This window comes from Pseudomonas sp. (genome assembly GCF_030690725.1).
GTDB lineage: Bacteria > Pseudomonadota > Gammaproteobacteria > Pseudomonadales > Pseudomonadaceae > Aquipseudomonas.
Genome location: NZ_JAUYGD010000032.1, coordinates 90,314 through 109,027 on the forward strand (window position 1 = coordinate 90,314; position 18,714 = coordinate 109,027).

At 60.6% G+C, this 18,714-nt stretch carries 15 protein-coding genes and 1 tRNA gene; 5 read left to right on the forward strand and 11 right to left on the reverse strand.

Annotated features, from left to right (window positions below; all coding sequences use genetic code 11):
- Positions 1–88 precede the first annotated feature (88 nt).
- Both Q8O69_RS06155 and Q8O69_RS06160 read left to right on the forward strand, forming a co-directional pair.
- Positions 89–1,999 (forward strand): diguanylate cyclase, encoded by a 1,911-nt coding sequence (locus Q8O69_RS06155; RefSeq protein WP_305590453.1) that lies wholly within the window; start codon positions 89–91, stop codon positions 1,997–1,999.
- A 132-nt stretch (positions 2,000–2,131) separates the two neighbouring features.
- The gene (locus tag Q8O69_RS06160) at positions 2,132–4,036 is read left to right on the forward strand and encodes a diguanylate cyclase (protein WP_305590455.1); all 1,905 of its coding nucleotides are present in this window, start codon (positions 2,132–2,134) and stop codon (positions 4,034–4,036) included.
- Position 4,037: 1 nt separating this feature from the next.
- On the opposite strand, the gene alr is transcribed toward Q8O69_RS06160, so the two are convergent.
- Entirely contained in the window at positions 4,038–5,117 is a 1,080-nt protein-coding gene (gene alr / locus Q8O69_RS06165) for an alanine racemase (RefSeq protein ID WP_305590457.1), read from the reverse strand.
- A 250-nt stretch (positions 5,118–5,367) separates the two neighbouring features.
- On the opposite strand from alr, the gene Q8O69_RS06170 reads away from it, so the two are divergent.
- Together Q8O69_RS06170 and Q8O69_RS06175 are read left to right on the forward strand one after the other, a co-directional pair.
- On the forward strand, positions 5,368–5,733 hold the full coding sequence (locus tag Q8O69_RS06170) for a VOC family protein (RefSeq protein ID WP_305590459.1): 366 nt from the start codon (positions 5,368–5,370) through the stop codon (positions 5,731–5,733).
- Positions 5,734–5,796: 63 nt separating this feature from the next.
- Positions 5,797–6,498 (forward strand): YafY family protein, encoded by a 702-nt coding sequence (locus Q8O69_RS06175; protein ID WP_305590460.1) that lies wholly within the window; start codon positions 5,797–5,799, stop codon positions 6,496–6,498.
- A gap of 32 nt (positions 6,499–6,530) precedes the next feature.
- On the opposite strand, the gene dnaB is transcribed toward Q8O69_RS06175, so the two are convergent.
- From dnaB to rnr, 7 genes are all read right to left on the reverse strand, one after another.
- On the reverse strand, positions 6,531–7,925 hold the full coding sequence (gene dnaB / locus Q8O69_RS06180) for a replicative DNA helicase (RefSeq protein ID WP_090249643.1): 1,395 nt from the start codon (positions 7,923–7,925) through the stop codon (positions 6,531–6,533).
- Positions 7,926–8,044: 119 nt separating this feature from the next.
- Positions 8,045–8,491, reverse strand: coding sequence for a 50S ribosomal protein L9 (rplI, locus tag Q8O69_RS06185; RefSeq protein ID WP_305590463.1), 447 nt, complete (start codon positions 8,489–8,491; stop codon positions 8,045–8,047).
- A gap of 21 nt (positions 8,492–8,512) precedes the next feature.
- Positions 8,513–9,406 carry a hypothetical protein gene (locus Q8O69_RS06190; RefSeq protein ID WP_305590464.1) on the reverse strand — a complete coding sequence of 298 codons (894 nt, stop codon included), beginning with the start codon at positions 9,404–9,406 and terminating at the stop codon, positions 8,513–8,515.
- 36 nt (positions 9,407–9,442) lie between these two features.
- Complete coding sequence (rpsR, locus tag Q8O69_RS06195; protein WP_069519637.1) at positions 9,443–9,673, reverse strand: 30S ribosomal protein S18; 231 nt, start codon at positions 9,671–9,673, stop codon at positions 9,443–9,445.
- A gap of 28 nt (positions 9,674–9,701) precedes the next feature.
- On the reverse strand, positions 9,702–10,124 hold the full coding sequence (rpsF, locus tag Q8O69_RS06200; RefSeq protein WP_090249650.1) for a 30S ribosomal protein S6: 423 nt from the start codon (positions 10,122–10,124) through the stop codon (positions 9,702–9,704).
- A 229-nt stretch (positions 10,125–10,353) separates the two neighbouring features.
- On the reverse strand, positions 10,354–11,109 hold the full coding sequence (gene rlmB, locus Q8O69_RS06205) for a 23S rRNA (guanosine(2251)-2'-O)-methyltransferase RlmB (protein ID WP_305590467.1): 756 nt from the start codon (positions 11,107–11,109) through the stop codon (positions 10,354–10,356).
- Entirely contained in the window at positions 11,106–13,652 is a 2,547-nt protein-coding gene (gene rnr, locus Q8O69_RS06210; protein WP_305590469.1) for a ribonuclease R, read from the reverse strand. The genes rlmB and rnr overlap by 4 nt, the downstream gene beginning before the upstream one ends.
- A gap of 215 nt (positions 13,653–13,867) precedes the next feature.
- Here rnr and Q8O69_RS06215 point away from each other — a divergent pair.
- A tRNA-Leu gene (locus tag Q8O69_RS06215) sits at positions 13,868–13,954 on the forward strand.
- A 105-nt stretch (positions 13,955–14,059) separates the two neighbouring features.
- Here the strand turns inward: Q8O69_RS06215 and Q8O69_RS06220 are convergent.
- From Q8O69_RS06220 to Q8O69_RS06230, 3 genes are all read right to left on the reverse strand, one after another.
- Entirely contained in the window at positions 14,060–15,994 is a 1,935-nt protein-coding gene (locus Q8O69_RS06220; RefSeq protein ID WP_305590471.1) for a methyl-accepting chemotaxis protein, read from the reverse strand.
- A gap of 137 nt (positions 15,995–16,131) precedes the next feature.
- Positions 16,132–17,427, reverse strand: coding sequence for an adenylosuccinate synthase (locus Q8O69_RS06225; protein ID WP_090249662.1), 1,296 nt, complete (start codon positions 17,425–17,427; stop codon positions 16,132–16,134).
- Positions 17,428–17,491: 64 nt separating this feature from the next.
- Positions 17,492–18,679 carry an ATP phosphoribosyltransferase regulatory subunit gene (locus tag Q8O69_RS06230; protein WP_305590474.1) on the reverse strand — a complete coding sequence of 396 codons (1,188 nt, stop codon included), beginning with the start codon at positions 18,677–18,679 and terminating at the stop codon, positions 17,492–17,494.
- Positions 18,680–18,714: the final 35 nt, after the last annotated feature.

Genomic DNA, 18,714 nt, shown 5'->3' on the forward strand with positions numbered 1-18,714 from the left:
CCTTTGCAGTTGTAGCGTTGCGGTAGTGGCTTACGGCTATACTCCAGCCCACAACATCGGTCGCTGACAGCCGGGGCAAGGGGTAACCGTGGTGCAACGCTTAGCCTTCTCGATCTTCTTCACGCTGAGCCTGGCACTTGCTAGCGGCTTGGCGCACGCAACTATCGAGCTGACAACAGCCAGCAGCGGCGCCTCGCTGAATGAGCAGATCGAACTTCTCGAAGATATCGGCGGGCAACTGAGCATTGCCGATATGGCCGATCCGGCCGTACAAAGCCGTTTCCAACCTGCAGCTGGACGCGCCACCGTAGGCCAAAGCCGTAATCCCTGGTGGATCAAGGTTACTTTACGACGAGCGCCCGGCGCCCCGTCTCAGTGGTGGCTGGAAAATGCCGGCATCACCATTTTCAATCTGCAGCTTTATCTGCCAGATGGCAAAGGTGGCTGGACGGTTCGCGAAACCGGCGAAGCGGTGCCTTATCTGGACGGCCGAGACTATGCCTACCGACGCATGGTGTTCCAATTACCGGAGATCGGCGAGCAACCACTGACGCTCTACTTCCGCAGCCTTGACCCTGCCGGAAACTCCTTCCCACTGAAAATCTGGCAACTGCCTGATCTGGCAGAGTTAGCCGGCAACGAGAACATTGGTTTTGGCCTGATCTACGGGGTGATCCTCGCCCTGCTTCTTTACAACCTATTTATTCTGGTCGCCCTGCGTGACCGCGCCTATTTCTGGTACGTGATGGCGACCGCTTGCGTACTGATCTTTATCCTCAGCATGACCGGTCATGGCGCCCAATACCTTTGGCCGGACAACCCAGTGCCCTTCTGGCTGGATCGCATCACGTTGCCTTCGCTGTGGGGCATTTTTGTTATGCGCTTCACCCAGGAGCTGCTCTACACCAAGCGCGGGCTTATCTGGCCGCATCGCTTACTCAACGCGGGCTGCGCACTCTATGTGATCGCCATCGTGATCAACGCCTTCGGCTACCGAGCAGAGGGCGCGCTGATGATCGCCCTAACCCCCATCGTCACCGTACCCACAGCCCTGTTCAGCGCTGGCGTGCGTTGCTACCAGGGCTTTATCCCCGCGCGCTTTTATCTACTCGGCTACGGCGCGGTACTCGCCAGCACCGTGGTGCTGGTAATGCGCGCCGCTGGCCTGATTGAGCCCAGCAATTTCACCGCCTATCTATTCCCGATTTCGGTCGCTGCCGAAACCATCCTGTTCTCCTTCGCACTGGCTTATCGCATTCAGATGCTCAAGCTGGAAAAAGCCGAAGCTCTGCAGCAGGCCGACCGCGAGAAAACAGCACGCCTGGCCCAAGCGCAAGCCAATGCAGCAGAACTTAAGCACTCGGTCGAACAACGCACAGCCGAGCTTGCAGCCACCAATGAACGCTTACTGCAGCGCGAAAGCGAGCTACAACACGCCGCCTTCCACGACCCACTCACTGAACTGCCTAACCGGCGTTTTCTGGTCGAACGCTGTGAAGCGGCGCTGGCTAACGCCCGCCGGCACAGTGAAGCCACCGCCCTGTTGCTGATCGACCTCGATCATTTCAAACCAATCAACGACAAATACGGCCACGACGCCGGCGACCTGATGCTGCAAAGCATCGCCCAGCGCCTGCGCGAGCATGTGCGCTCGGGGGATGCGGTGGCGCGCCTGGGCGGTGATGAGTTTGCCGTGCTGATCTGCGGTGAAGATGCCGAGCAGCATGCCCGCGATATTGCCCGCCGCCTGCTGGACGAGCTAGCCAAGCCAGTGGCCTACGGCGCTGACCGCCTTACCGTAACCATCAGCATCGGTGTGGCGCTGTACCCGCGCCACGCCAGCAACTTCACCACGCTGTACAAGGCTGCCGATGAAATGCTCTACAAGGTCAAGAGCCGTGGCCGCTCGGGTTCGGCCGTTTGCGGGGAAGATGGAGAGTTGAGCAGCAGCGCCCGCCTGCAACTGGATGTGCTGAATGTACCCAGTGGTTTGAGCTGATTAGGCGCAAGCCGCGAGCACCGCTCACCGTCCAGTTATCACCAAACCAACGTCGTGCTGGCAACTTCTGTGAACGATCAGGCAGCTGTGCCTATACTCGCGCAAACGCCACTCGACATCGGGAAGTCTGCAGTGCAGCGCCTAACCTTAGCCACCCTCCTCTTGCTGAGCCTGTTTAGCGGCCTGAGTGTTGCCAGCCCGGTAGTGCTGAGCGCGCCAAGCAGCGGCAGCGTGCTCAACGGACAAATCGAACTATTGGAAGATGTCGGCGGCCAACTGAGCATCGCCGACATGGCCGACCCTGCCGTGCAAAGCCGCTTTCAGCCGGCCGCCGGGCGTACCAGCGTAGGCCAGAGCAGCAACCCCTGGTGGATCAAACTGAGCCTGCAACGCGCCAGTAACGCGCCCAGCCAGTGGTGGCTGGAAGTCGGCGCAGTCACCCTGCTCGACCTGCAGATCTTCCTGCCCAGCGCCACGGGCCAATGGCAGCTGCGCCAGGCCGGTGAGCGCGTCGGTTTTGCCGAAGGCCGCGACCACGATTACCGCCGCGCGGTATTCAGCCTGCCGCCGCTGAGCGAGCAACCGCAAACCTTTTACCTGCGCACCTTTGATCCGGCCGGCAACTCCTTCCCGCTGCGCATCTGGCAGCTGCATGACCTCGAACAACTGGCCAAGCGCGAGCACCTGGTGCTCGGGCTGATCTACGGGGTGATCCTCGCCCTGCTGCTGTACAACCTGTTTATCCTGCTGGCCCTGCGCGATCGGGCTTACCTCTGGTATGTGCTGACCATGGCGGCCTCGCTGGTATTTATCGCCAGCATGAGCGGCCACGGCTTCCAGTACCTCTGGCCTGATGGCCCGGTGCCCAGCTGGCTGGATCGCATCACCCTGCCCATCCTGGTCAGCCTCGGCATCCTGCGCTTTGCCCAGGAACTGCTGTCCACCCGCACCACCCTGCGCATTGCCCACCACCTCCTCAATGGTTGTGTCGCGGTCTACCTGCTGGCCCTGGCGGTCAACCTGGCCGGTTATCGCAGTGAAACGGGCCTGCTGATCGGGCTGATCCCGGTTATTACCGTGCCGACCTTGCTGCTCAGTGCCGCCATCCGCTGGAAACAGGGCTTTACCCCGGCGCTGTTCTATCTGCTGGGCTACGGCAGCGTACTGTTGAGCTTTGTGATTCTGGTGCTGCGCGCCGCTGGCGTGGTGCAGCCGGGCGAGTCCACCGCTTACCTGTTCCCACTGGCCGTCGCGGCTGAAGCGATCCTGTTTTCCTTCGCCCTGGCCTACCGCATCCAGATTCTCAAGCAGGAGAAGGCCGATGCGATCCTCCAGGCCGACCGCGAAAAAACTGCGCGCCTGGCTCTGGCTCAGGCCAATGCCGCTGACCTGCAGCGCTCGGTTGAGCTGCGCACCGCTGAACTGGCCGCCACCAATGAGCGCCTGCGCCAACGTGAACAGGCGCTGCAACACGCCGCATTTCACGACCCGCTGACCGAGCTGCCGAACCGCCGTTATCTGGTCGAGCGCTGCGAAACCGCGCTGGCCAACGCCCGTCGGCATAGCGAAGCGATTGCCCTGCTGCTGATCGACCTCGACCACTTCAAACCAATCAACGACAAACACGGCCACGATGCCGGCGACCTGATGCTGCAGCAGATCGCTCTACGCCTGCGTGAACATGTGCGCGCCGGAGATACCGTGGCGCGCCTGGGCGGCGACGAGTTTGCCGTACTGGTGTGCGGTGCCGATGCCGAAGAACACGCCAGGGAAATCGCCAATCGCCTGCTCGCCGAGCTGGCCAAACCGGTGATGTACGGCGCCGAACGGCTGACCGTGACCATCAGCATTGGCGTGGCGCTGTATCCGCAACACGCCGGCACCTTTACCGCGCTGTACAAGGCAGCCGACGAGATGCTCTATCGGGTCAAGACTCGCGGCCGCTCAGGCTCGGCGGTATGCGGCGAAGACGGCGAGCTGAGCAACAGCGCGCGCCTGCACCTGGATGTGCTCAGCGTGCCCAGCGGCCTGCTCTGACTCAGCTGTTGCGATAGCGCCGTGGCACCCGTGCAGTAACCTTGCTAAGCAGCTCGTAACCAATGGTGCCGGCGGCCTGAGCCACTTCATCCACCGGTAATTGTGCGCCCCACAGTTCGACTGCATCACCCACGGCGGCATCGGGCAGATCCGTCAGGTCGACAGTCAACATATCCATCGACACCCGCCCAACCAGCACCACTCGCTGACCACGGACGATAACCGGCGTGCCTGCCGGCGCATGGCGCGGGTAACCATCGGCATAACCACAACTCACCGTGCCGATACGCGACGGCCGCTCGGCGCGCCAGGTGCCACCATAGCCAACCGTTTCCCCCACCGCCACCTCGCGACAGGCAATCAGCTGCGCGGTCAGGCTCATGGCTGGGCGCAGGCCCAGCTCAGCGACGCCCAGATCAGCAATAGGCGTGGCGCCGTAGAGCATGATGCCGGGACGCAGCCAATCCATATGCGCCGCCGGAATGGTCAGAATCGCCGCCGAGTTGGCCAGCGAGCGCTGGGCGAAATCCAGATCCAGCAGATCGAGAAACTGCTCCAGCTGCAGCTCGGTGGTCTCGCTGCCGCGCTCATCGGCGCAGGCAAAATGGCTCAGCAGATTTAGCTCGGCTACCTGCGCCGCACCTTGCAAACGGCCGTGCCATTCACGCACTGCTGCGGCGCTAAACCCAAGGCGATGCATGCCGCTGTCCAGCTTCAGCCAGACATTCACCGGCCGCGCCAGGCTGGCGGCGAGCAACTGCTGCGCCTGCTGCTCGCTGTGCAGCACCACATCCAGACCCAGCTGCGCGGCAAACGAGTACTCGTCCGCCTCGAAGCAGCCCTCGAGCAATAGAATCCGCGCCTCACCATGCAGCGCGCGCACCTCGGCGGCCTCCTCCAGGCTGGCCACGGCAAAGCCGTCGGCCACATCGTGCAACGCCGTCACCACCTCACGCACGCCATGCCCATAGGCATTCGCCTTGACCACCGCAAACGCCTGCCGCCCAGGCGCACAGCGCTTGGCCACCGCGTAGTTATGGGCAATGGCTGACAGATCGATGGTGGCAACAAGAGGACGCATGACAGGGCTCCACGGCAGGCTAAAGCCGAGCATCTTAACCCTCAGCTCTTGGGCTGCAAGCGCCAGGTAGCCCAGCACAAGCCATACACCTGCGATGGCGCTGCGAGCGACGCAAATTTAATCGCAGCGAGGCAAAAGCTACTGACATTAAGCTGTCAGTAGCACTCACCTAGAGTGGGTTCCACAGGCTAAAGCGCGCCGTCAGATACTGCCGTTGCCTGTCGCACCCCAACCTTCAAGGAGAGAGAACATGAATGCGATCAACTGGTTCGAGCTATTTGTCAGCAACTTCGAGCGTGCCCGTGGCTTCTATGAACGCGCCCTGGCCACACCGCTGGAGGTCATGGAGGGCATGGGCGGACGTATGGCAATGTTCCCCCACGCACTGGAAAGCGGTGTCGGCGGCTGCCTGAGCGAGTCTGCCGAGCAACAGAGTGGCATTGGCGGCACCCGCGTCTACCTCAATGTCGAGGGCCAACTGGATGCCGTGGTAAACCGGGTGCCCTCGGCAGGCGGTGTGATTATCCACAGCAAGATGTCCATCGCGCCGCATGGCTTTATCGCTGTGATAAAAGACAGCGAAGGTAATGAAGTGGGCCTGCACAGCATGTCCTAAACCCAGCATTCCGGGCGTGTATCAGCGCGCCCGGTAATCCAGAGCGAGAACAGCTGAGACAACATGAGACGCGCCGACCGTCTATTTCAAATCGTGCAGTTCCTGCGCAGTCGTCGCCTGACCACCGCCCAGTGGCTGGCCGAGCGCCTGCAAGTCTCGGTGCGCACTATTTATCGCGATATCCAGGACCTCTCCCTTTCCGGAGTGCCCCTGGAAGGTGAAGCCGGCGTCGGCTACGTGCTGCGCCAACCGATGGATTTGCCGCCCTTAATGTTCGAGCGCGAGGAGATTGAGGCGTTGCTGGTGGGCGCGCGCATGGTCAAGGCCTGGGCGGACCCACAACTGCAACGGGCCGCCGAATCGGCACTGGCGAAGATCCACAGCGTGCTGCCCAACGAGCTGCGCGATGAGCTCAATCGCAACCAGCTGTTTGCCCCTGAAACCAATCCGTACCCCGTGCACTGGCTCGGCCAGCTGCGCCAGGCCATACGCCAGCGCCACAAACTGCTGATCAGCTACCGCGATGAGCGCGGAGACACCAGTCAACGCTGCGTCTGGCCGCTAGGGCTGTTCTTCTGGGGGCAAACCTGGACCCTGTGCAGCTGGTGTGAGCTGCGCAACGACTTTCGCAACTTCCGCATCGACCGCGTCGAACAGCTGCAGGACCGCGCGGAGACCTTTGCAGCGGTGGAGGGCCAACGCCTGGAGGACTACCTCAAACCCTATCTAGGCGAGCACGCCACCGCACCGCTGTACAAAAGCTAACGCCTGATGAGCGCGGCTTAGAGCAAGCCGGATTACTCGTCGTCGAACTGATAGCTACCCGGCGCGAGGTTTTCGAAACGCGAGAACTTGCCGAGAAACGCCAGCCGCGCCGTACCCAATGGACCATTACGCTGCTTGCCGATAATGATTTCGGCCACGCCCTTGTACTCGGTTTCAGGGTGATACACCTCGTCGCGGTAAACGAACATGATGATGTCGGCGTCCTGCTCGATCGCCCCGGATTCACGCAAGTCGGAGTTGATCGGGCGTTTGTTCGGGCGCTGTTCAAGGCCACGGTTAAGCTGCGACAGGGCGATCACTGGGCAGTTGAATTCCTTGGCCAGAGCCTTCAGCGAGCGGGAGATTTCGGAAATCTCGTTGACTCGGCTGTCGCCGCTGGAGCCGGGAATCTGCATCAGCTGCAGGTAGTCGACCATGATCAGGCCGATCTCGCCGTGCTCACGAGCCAGACGGCGAGTACGTGCGCGCATCTCCGAGGGAGAGATACCGGCGGTGTCGTCGATAAACAGCTTGCGGTCGTTGAGCAGGTTGACCGCCGAGGTCAGGCGCGGCCAATCATCGTCGTCCAGGCGACCGGCACGCACCTTGGTCTGGTCGATGCGCCCAAGGGACGCCAGCATACGCATGACGATGGAGTCGGACGGCATCTCCAGGGAGTAGACCATCACCACCTTGTCGCTGCGCATCAGCGCGTTTTCTACCAGGTTCATGGCGAAGGTGGTCTTACCCATCGACGGTCGACCGGCGACGATGATCAGGTCAGCCGGCTGCAAGCCGCTGGTCAGGTTGTCCAGATCGGTAAAGCCAGTGGACAGGCCGGTGATCGCGTCGCCGGCATTGAACAGGGTGTCGATGCGGTCGATGGCCTTGACCAGAATATCGTTGATCCCCACAGGGCCACCGGTCTTCGGCCGCGCTTCGGCGATCTGAAAGATCAGGCGCTCGGCCTCGTCGAGAATCTCGGCGCCGGTACGACCTTGCGGCATATAGGCGCTGTCGGCGATTTCTCCGCTGATGCCGATCAACTGGCGCAGCGTGGCACGCTCACGAATGATCTGCGCATAGGCCTTGATGTTGGCCACCGAGGGCGTGTTCTTTGCCAGCTCACCGAGATAGGCCAGGCCGCCGACTTGCGACAGCTGCCCTTCCTGGTCCAGCTGCTCGGATACGGTCACCACGTCGAAGGGGTGGTTACGCTCGGCCAGCTTGAAGATCGCGCGGAAGATCAGGCGATGGTCATGCCGATAAAAGTCGCCATCGGACACCGCATCGAGCACCCGCTCCCAGGCATTGTTGTCGAGCATCAGGCCGCCAAGTACGGCCTGCTCCGCCTCGATCGAGTGCGGCGGCACCTTCAGGGCGGAGGTTTGCAGGTCGTACTGTTCGGGCAGGCTGATGTCGTTCATAAGGCTCTAGGCAAAATTCGGTGTTCACAAAACAAAAGGCACGACACCGCTTGCGCAATGTCGTGCCTGATTGTTAGCGGCCCGGCACCTGAGTGCAAGTCCACTTAGTCGCGAGCCTATTAGGCTGCTACTACGACAACCTTAACGGTTGCTTCAACGTCGCTGTGCAGGTGCACGGCTACGTCGTATTCGCCGAGTTGACGAATGGTGCCGTTCGGCAGACGCACTTCAGCTTTAGCCACTTCAACGCCGGAGGCGGTCAGGGCTTCAGCGATGTCGTGAGTACCGATGGAGCCGAACAGTTTGCCTTCATCGCCCGCGGTAGCGGTGATGGTGACTTCCAGTTCAGCCAACTGAGCAGCGCGGGATTCAGCGTACGCTTTCTTCTCGGCAGCCAGTTTTTCCAGCTCGGCGCGACGCGCTTCAAACGCAGCAACGTTTGCAGGAGTAGCGGCGGTGGCTTTGCCTTGCGGCAGCAGGAAGTTACGACCGTAACCGGACTTAACATTCACTTTATCGCCCAGGTTGCCCAGGTTGGCGATTTTTTCCAGCAGGATCAGTTCCATTTGGTAATAACCTCTTAACTTTTAACCTTCACCGTTCGCGGGGCCCGAGCCTTGTTTGCGCTCAAAGCGACCACGAAAATCAAGCAGACTGTCGACAATGGCCAAAACCACCAGTAACGGATAAGTCAGCTGCATAAACAGCAACAGCGTGATGTACAACCCGACCAGCCAGAACTTACCTAGCCGACCTTGCGCCACCATCCCATGCAACAGGGCGATGCCCGCAAACGCTAACGGCACACTGCACAACGGAGTCAGCATGGCCATTTGCGGACCCAGATTGGGCCCCAACAGCATGCCTACCAGCAGCAACATCGCCAGCGGGGTCGGAAGGCGTAGCGCGCGAAACTCGCGGCCAAAACCACCCGGGTTATACAACTGCGCCTGCCAGAAGCGCCCAAGCATCAGGCTCAACAGGCTGACTATCTGCAACAACGCCGCGATCAATCCGGTCAGTACCGGTGCAACCAGGCTATCCAGACGCGCTCGCTCATCCACCGACATCTGTTGGTGAACCCCATCAAGCATTTGCGGCATAAGCTTTTGCAGCTCAAGCGCCATTGCCTCGATGGGTTCGCGGAACACCGCACCCAAGACCAGCCCATACACCAGGCCCAATGCCACGCTGCACAGCAGCACACGATTCCAGGACAGGTTGGCGCGTAACAACAACGCCAATCCCAGCGCACCGAGCAACACCAACAGGGTGCGCGGCTCACCGAAATACCACCAGCCAATGGCCGGTAGCAGGGCCCAGGCGAGGATGCCAAAGGCATCACTCCAACCGCGCCGCAGAAGCACCAGGCTTCCAGCGGCAGCACTTAACCAGAACAACAGCGGCAACGCCGCAGAAACCACCACTACGAGAGTGGCCTGCATACGGCCGCGCATAATGAATTCAGCTATGGCGCGCATGCGATCTATCCCTTACTTCTTGTCGAACATCCGGTCTCAGCGGCCGTGGCTGTCGGTGTAAGGCAGCAGGGCCAGGAAGCGGGCGCGCTTGATAGCGGTAGCCAGCTGACGCTGATAACGAGCCTTAGTACCGGTGATACGGCTAGGAACGATCTTGCCGGTTTCCGAGATGTAAGCTTTCAGCGTGTTGAGATCTTTGAAATCGATCTCTTTCACTTCTTCTGCAGTAAAACGGCAGAATTTACGACGACGGAAGAAACGTGCCATGAGAGTGGCTCCTCAATAGATCCGTGGATTACTCGTCAGCGTTGTCGCTGTCGTTGTTGTCGCTGTCATCGCCATCAACAGAATCGGCGTTATCAGGACGGTCACGACGCTCACGGCGCTCACTGCGGTTTTCTTCGGCCTTGAGCATCTCGGACTGGTCAGTAACGGCCTCGTCGCGACGGATGACCAGGTTACGGATCACGGCATCGTTGTAACGGAAGTTGTCTTCCAGCTCAGCCAGGGCTTTACCGGTGCACTCAACGTTAAGCATCACGTAGTGAGCTTTGTGGACGTTGTTGATGGCGTAAGCCAGCTGACGACGGCCCCAATCTTCCAGGCGGTGAATCTTGCCGCCGTCTTCTTCGATCAGCTTGGTGTAACGCTCAACCATGCCGCCGACTTGCTCGCTCTGGTCCGGGTGAACCAGAAAGATGATTTCGTAATGACGCATAAATGCTCCTTACGGGTTGTAGCCTGCCGCCAAATGCGGTCAGGCAAGGAGTGAATTTCACTTGTTTGTCTTGCTGAAACAGAAAGGCGCAAAAGCGCCTGCCGTCGCGGCAAGGGGCGACATTCTAGTGAAGCCCCCCGCCACACGCAAGGTGAACTGGTGATTATTTGAACAACTCAATGCGATTGCACGAGCAGGAAGACGCTACTTACGACTCAATAGCTGCGGGTTACTTCTTGCTGCCAGCCTTGCGCTGACGCAACGCCTCAAACAGGCACACCCCAGTGGCCACCGATACGTTGAGGCTGCTGACGCTGCCCGCCATCGGTAGTTTGACCAGGTAATCACAGTGCTCGCGAGTCAGCCGGCGCATGCCTTTGCCTTCAGCGCCCATGATCAGCACGGTTGGCCCGGTCAGATCATGCTCGTACAACTCCATCTCAGCCTCGCCAGCAGTACCAACAACCCACAGGCCGCGCTGCTGGAGTTTCTCCAAGCTGCGCGCCAGGTTGGTCACCGCCACCTGCGGAATCACTTCAGCCGCACCGCAGGCGACTTTACGCACGGTAGCGTTAAGCGTTGCGGATTTGTCCTTCGGCACAATTACGGCCAGCGCACCGGCCGCATCGGCGGTACGCAGACAGGCACCGAGGTTGTGTGGGTCGGTCACGCCGTCGAGCACCAGCAACAAAGGGGCGCCCTCGGTACGGTCAAGCAGCTCGTCGAGCATCGCCTCGCCCCAGACCTGGCTGGGGCTGACATCGGCGACTACGCCCTGATGCACACCACCCTCGACCCAGGCATCCATCTCGCGGCGCTCGCACTGGCCAACCGCGACCCGCGCATCCGCAGCTAGCGCCAGAAGCACCTGAACCCGCGGATCATTACGCCCTTCGGCCAGCCAGATCTGCTTGACCCGTTTCGGATGATGACGCAGCAACGCCTCTACAGCATGCACGCCATAGATTTTTTCCAGCTGACTCATGACTTCGCCTTACGCTTGCGTGCACCACCAGAAGCCGGCGCACCACCTGCAGGCGCACCCTTGCGATGCGCGCCCGGCTTGCCCGCTTTGCTGGCCGGCTTGGCCGACTCACCCTTGGCCGCGCCTTTACCGGCCTTGCTCTTCGAATCACTGAGCAGCGATTTTTTCAGCGCACGGCTCTTTTCTACGTCGGTATTACCTGGCGCGGTACGCTCACCGCGACGCCCGGTTTTACCCGCAGCCGATTCAAAACCACCACGGCGCTGACCGGCCGGCACTGCCGTTTTGCCTTCAGCCAGCTCGAAATCGATCTTGCGCTCGTCCAGATCAACGCGCATGACCTTGACCTCGACGCTATCGCCCAGGCGGAAACTGCGGCCACTGCGCTCGCCCGCCAAACGGTGATGCACGGGGTCAAAGTGGTAGTAATCGCCCGGCAAGGCGGTGACGTGCACCAGGCCCTCGACGTAGATGTCCTTCAGCTCGACGAACAGACCAAAGCCCGTCACAGCCGTGATCACACCCGGGAAGGTTTCACCGACGCGATCCTTCATAAACTCGCACTTGAGCCAGTTCACTACATCGCGAGTCGCCTCATCGGCGCGGCGCTCGGACATCGAGCACTGCTCGCCGAGCTGCTCGAGAATCGCATCGTCGTATGGGTAGATCCGCGCACGCGGCATGATCGCCGCACCGGCACGCTTGACGTGCGGGGTATCGAGCTTGGAACGGACCACGCTGCGAATCGCCCTATGGATCAACAGATCCGGGTAGCGACGAATTGGCGAGGTGAAGTGCGCATAGGCCTCGTAATTCAGACCGAAGTGACCCTGGTTGTCAGCGCTGTACACCGCCTGGCTGAGCGAGCGCAGCATCACGGTCTGGATCAGGTGGTAATCCGGACGTTCACGAATGCTTTCCAGCAGCAGCTGGTAGTCCTTGGGCGACGGACCGTCCTTGGACTTGCCACGGTGCAGCGACAGGCCCAGCTCGGTGAGGAACGCTTTGAGTTTCTCTACGCGCTCCGGCGGCGGGCAATCATGCACGCGATACAGGGCCGGAATTTCATGCTTCTGCATAAAGGCGGCGGTGGCTACGTTGGCGGCCAGCATGCATTCTTCGATCAACTTGTGCGCATCATTGCGCTGGGTTGGGCGAATCTCGGCGATCTTGCGACCAGCACCGAAGATGATCCGAGTTTCCTGGGTTTCAAAATCGATGGCGCCGCGCTCATGGCGCGCAGCCAACAGCACCTGATACAGCGAATACAACTGCTTGAGGTGCGGCAGCACTTCTTTGTATTCACCACGCAGAGCTTTGCCTTCGCTACCCTTGGGCTGCTCAAGCATGGCACTAACTTTGTTGTAGGTCAGGCGCGCGTGGGAATGGATGACCGCTTCGTAAAACTGGTAATCGGTCATCTTGCCGGTCTTCGAGATACTGATCTCGCAGACCATGGCCAGGCGATCGACATGCGGGTTCAGCGAGCACAGGCCGTTGGACAGCTCTTCCGGCAGCATCGGGATAACCCGCTCGGGGAAGTACACCGAGTTGCCACGCACCTGAGCCTCGGCATCCAGCGCCGAATCGATCTTCACATAATGGGAAACGTCGGCGATGGCGACATAGAGCTTCCAGCCGCCGGAGAACAACCGCCAGTTGCTGCCGTTCTTTTCGCAGTACACAGCGTCATCAAAGTCGCGGGCATCTTCACCGTCGATGGTGACGAACGGCAGATGGCGCAGATCGATGCGCTTCTCTTTGTCCTTCTCTTCGACTTCCGGCTTGAGCTTGCGCGCTTCTTTCACTACAGCTTCGGGCCAGACGTGGGGAATGTCGTAGCTGCGCAGGGCAACGTCGATTTCCATGCCCGGCGCCATATAGTTGCCAACCACTTCAACCACATCACCCTGGGGCTGGAAGCGCGTCGTCGGCCAGTGGGTGATTTTCACCTCAACGAACTGACCCTGCTTGGCGCCGGCATTACGCCCTGGCGTAACCAGAACCTCCTGCTGAATCTTCGGGTTGTCGGCGACTACAAAGCCGACACCGCTTTCTTCGTAATAACGACCAACGATGCTTTCGTGGGCGCGGGAGATGACCTCAACCACGGCACCTTCACGACGACCACGACGGTCAAGGCCGGAAACCCGCGCCAACGCACGGTCACCATCGAACACCAGGCGCATTTGCGCAGGGCTCAGGAACAGGTCATCGCTGCCGTCATCCGGCACCAGAAAGCCAAAGCCATCGCGATGACCGCTGACACGACCCAGAATCAGGTCAAGCTTGTCGACCGGGGCATAGGTGCCGCGACGGGTATAGATCAGTTGACCATCGCGCTCCATAGCGCGTAAACGACGACGCAGCGCTTCGAGCTGCTCTTCAGTGGCCATGCCAAATTCATCAGCCAGCTCTTCACGGCTCGCCGGGGAGCCACGGTCAGACAAGTGCTGCAGGATCAGCTCGCGACTTGGAATGGGGTTTTCGTATTTTTCCGCTTCACGAGCGGCCTCGGGATCGAGGGATTGCCAATCGGCCATTAGAGGTAATTCACCTTATCTACACAAATTCGGTTTGCCATGTGCCTATTGAAGCGCGAAACCACTGTCCAGGTCAGCCCGGCACACAGAATAAAATTTTTTAACAACAGGGGTTTACAAGTAAAAACTCGGTCCGTATTATGCGCGCCACAACGACGGGAAACGAAGTTAACCGAGTTGTAGTTGATAGCAAATAAGCAAGTTTTGCAATCAATGCCCAGGTGGTGAAATTGGTAGACACGCCAGCTTCAGGTGCTGGTGACCTTACGGTCGTGGAAGTTCGAGTCTTCTCCTGGGCACCAATTCAAAAAACCGAGCCACTGGCTCGGTTTTTTATTGCCTGCGATTTAACCCATCACAGCGCAATCAATTCGGCGGGCACTTACGCATGCCCACCCTGATCCAGCTTAAACGCGAAACTGCCCCAGACTGGCCTTGAGTTTCTTCGCCAAACCATCCAGCACCCGACCGCTATTCGCCGTCGCCGCCACAGCCTCCGCCGCCCGCTGCGCCTCGCGATGAATCACCTCGACACGCCCACGCACAGCATCCGCGCCCTCCGCCTGGTGCGCGGCCGCCTCGGTCGCGGCGTTGATTGCACCATGCACCTCTTCCACCGCCTCACGCACCGACTGCTGCACCCGCGCACTTTCGCGCAATGCCGCCAAGCCCTGATCCGCCTGCTTGCCCGCCTGACCAATAGCCTCAACCGCTTCGCGCGCGCCCTGCTGCAGCGCGCCGATATGGGTCTGGATATCGCCGGTGGACTGCTGCGTCTTGCTCGCCAGCGCGCGCACCTCATCCGCCACCACAGCAAAACCGCGACCGCTTTCACCCGCTCGCGCCGCTTCAATCGCCGCATTCAGAGCGAGCAGGTTGGTCTGTTCGGCGATAGAGCGAATCACCGTCAGCACTACCTCAATCTGCTCACTCTGCTTGGCCAGCCGCTCGATGACTGCCGAGCCGGTTTCCACACGCCGCACCAACTCCTCAATCGAGCCACCCACACGCAGCGCAATCGCGGCATTGTCATCCGCGGCCTGACGAATCGCCCCGACGCGCTGTAACGCCTCGCGCATGGCGTGACTTTCCGCCTGCGCCTCACCCGCCATTTCCGCCAGCGCCTGCAGACTGCCCGCCACCTCATCGCGCTGACGCTCGGCAGCCGACTCGGCCGCCGCACTGCGCGAGGCCAGATTGCCGATTTCCTGCCCGGTGAGCGATGCCACCTCACCCGCCTCGCGCACAATCGGCTGCAACTTGGCGACGAAGCGATTGACCGCCGCCGCCATATCGCCAATTTCATCACGACTATTGAGCTCGACCCGGCGAGTCAAATCCCCCTCGCCCGCAGCCCAGTCATTCAGTACCGCAATCAATGTATGCAGCTTGCTGACCACTCGCCGCCCCAGCACCAGCGCCAACACCAGCAGAATCACCACCGCAACCACCACCAGGCCCATGCTGATATTCCAGCGCAAACCGGCTGCAGCTTGCTGCACCACCTCGCGACTGCTCTGCTCCATGCCGCCGGCTGCCTCACGCGCCACGCTCAACCGCGCCGCCAGGGCGTCCGCACTGCTGGTGGCGGCACCACTCAAACTGTCGGAAACCAACTGCCCACTGCTGTCGATCAGGCTGACGAAACGCTGATCCAGCTTCGCCAATTCCTCATCCACTGACGCCGTGGAAACCCCCAAAAGAACCTTGCCGATATCCGAACCCATCGGGCTGATCGTCGCCTCGGCGATATACACACCCGGATCACTGGCAGCGGCCTGCAACACCTTATCCAGCGCGCCATCGCCCTCGCCTTTGGCCATCAGCGCACGCACGCGAGAGTCCTGCCGATTGAGGTGCCGCGTCAGCCGCGCGCCTTGTGCATCGAGGTACACCGCAAACAACACCGCAGGATTGCGATGCGCGCCACGCGCCAACTCAGTCAGCGCCGGTACATCGGCATCCCAGATTGCCTTGGGCGCAACAGCCGATAACAGCTGCGCCAACTCATCAGCGGAACGCTTAAGGTTGCTGTCCAGCACGCCGCGAATCTGCGCCTGCTCCTCAGCCAGCCGCGCGGAAAGGCCTTTGGCCAACTGCGCCTGAGTGCTGGCAGACAGACTGTCCAGCCCGCCGCGCACTTCATCGCCGGCCTTGGCCAGCTCATCCACCAGACGCGCCGTATCAGCCTGCATGCCCTTGGCCAGATCGGCCTCAAGCGTTGCCACCGTGGTACGGGTCAACGCCACCGCCACGACAACCTGAACCAGCAAGGCCACACCCAGCGCCAGAAACACCGGCAACAACAAACGACTGCGCAGCACAGAAATAATGGCAAACACGGCAGACACTCCTAACAGCGGTAATGCCTATAACGGCGGGGAAGCTGATTTATAAAGGCTAGCTCGGATATTTTTACGCGGACCAGAAACGACAAAGGGCCGCCAATTGGCGACCCTTTGTGCACTGCCTGTGACTATCAGGCAAACGGATGACGCAACACAATAGTCTCGTTGCGGTCCGGGCCGGTGGAGACGATATCAATCGGCGCACCAACCAACTCTTCCACACGCTTGATGTAAGTACGCGCAGCCGCTGGCAGCTCTTCCAGAGTCTTGGCACCCAGGGTCGATTCGCTCCAGCCTGGCAACTCCTCGTAAACCGGCTGCAGACCCAGGTAGCTGTCGGCATCAGTCGGCGCATCAACCAGCACGTCGCCATTCTGGTCTTTGTAGCCAACACAGATGCGGATGGTTTCCAGACCGTCGAGCACGTCCAGCTTGGTCAGGCACAGACCGGAGATGCTGTTGATCTCGATGGCGCGACGCAGGATCACGGCATCAAACCAACCGCAACGACGCGCACGACCTGTGGTAGAGCCGAATTCGTGACCACGCTTGGCGAGGAACGCGCCGGTTTCGTCGAACAGCTCAGTCGGGAACGGACCGGAGCCAACACGGGTGGTATAGGCCTTGGTGATACCGAGGATGTAATCCAGGTACATCGGACCAAAACCGGAACCGGTGGCGATGCCGCCCGCGGTGGTGTTGGAGCTGGTGACGTAGGGGTAGGTGCCGTGGTCGATATCCAGCAGCGAACCCTGGGCGCCTTCGAACATGATGTCCTTGCCCTCACGACGCATGTCGTGCAGCACAGCGGTCACGTCGGTCATCATCGGCTTGAGCAGCTCGGCGTATTCCATGCACTCGTCGAGCGTCTTCTGGAAGTCGATGGCCGGCTCTTTGTAGTAATTGACCAGTACGAAGTTGTGATAATCCAGCAGCTCACCGAGCTTGGCAGCGAAACGCTCACGGTGGAACAGATCACCAATGCGCAGACCGCGGCGCGCCACCTTATCTTCGTAAGCCGGACCAATACCACGACCGGTGGTGCCAATTTTGGCATCACCACGAGCTTTCTCACGGGCCTGATCAAGGGCCACGTGGTACGGCAGGATCAGCGGGCAGGACGGACTGATACGCAGACGCTCACGCACCGGCACACCCTTCTCTTCCAGCTTGATGATTTCACGCATCAACGCGTCAGGGGCAACCACCACGCCGTTGCCGATCAGGCACTGCACGTTTTCGCGCAGGATGCCGGAGGGGATCAGGTGCAGAACGGTTTTTTCGCCGTCGATCACCAAGGTATGGCCAGCATTGTGACCGCCCTGGTAACGCACAACAGCTGCAGCCTGTTCGGTCAGCAGGTCGACGATCTTGCCCTTGCCTTCATCGCCCCACTGGGTGCCCAGGACTACGACATTCTTACCCATAACACTAACCCTCTTCGCAAACTTGATGCCGGCCATAGCCGACGGAAACTTTTCGCACGACCGCTTAGGCTGTCAGTGCAGCCAACTGCCAGCGGCCATCACGCAACAGCAGCTGACGATCACAGCCTGCAGCCTCGGCGTCAGCCGCGACCTGGCCAGGCAATGCCTGAACCACGCGCTGACCGTCCTGGCGCAAGCGCACAATCGCCTGCCACAAAAACACATCATGGTTATCCGGCGCCCAGATACCGGCAGGCTCTTCACCCAACTGCATCTGCCCCAGGCTTACCAGGGTTTTCAGGTCGGTGGAAAAACCTGTCGCCGGACGGGCGCGACCGAAGTCGGCGCCGATGTCGTCATAACGACCGCCCTGGGCGATGGCATACCCCACACCCGGAACGAAGGCCGCGAACACCACACCGGTGTGGTAGTGATAGCCGCGCAGCTCGCCCAGATCGAAGTACAGCGGCAATTCCGGGTAGCGCAAGCTCAGCGCATCGGCAATCGCCATCAGGTCATCCAGCGCGGCATGCACATCGTCCGGCGCATCGACCAGGCAAGCCTGAGCCAGGTCCAATACTTCACGACCACCACATAGCTCGCTGAGCGCGCGCAACATCTTGCGCAGGTCATCCGGCAGGCTTTCGGTCAGCTCGACCACCTCATCCATCGCCTTGCGCTGCAGCGCGTCAAACAGCTGCTGCTCGACCTCGCCAGACAGCTCGGCGGCGCGCGCCAGGCCGCGATAGATGCCGACATGACCAAGGTCCATGTGGACATCCGGCACCGCCGCCAGCTCAAGGGTGTTGACCAGCAGGCTGATCACTTCCACATCGCTGGCCGGGCTGGCGTCGCCATACAGCTCGGCACCCAATTGAATCGGGCTGCGCGAAGTGGTCAGCGCACGCGGCTGGGCATGCACCACGCTGCCGGCGTAGCACAGACGGCTCGGCCCCTCGCGGCGCAGGGTATGCGCATCGATGCGCGCCACCTGCGGCGTGATGTCAGCACGAAAGCCCATCTGCCGGCCGGACAGCGGGTCGGTCACTTTGAAGGTGCGCAGATCCAGGTCCTGGCCAGCGCCAGTCAGCAGCGATTCCAGGTACTCGATATGCGGGGTGACCACAAATTCATAGCCCCAGCGCTGGAACAGATCCAGCACCTGGCGGCGCGCCACTTCAATACGCCCTGCGTACGGTGGCAGTACTTCTTCGATGCCATCTGGCAGCAGCCAGCGGTCTACCGTTGCCATTTCGCCATTCCCCTCTTGAACCGGGCGGCACAAGC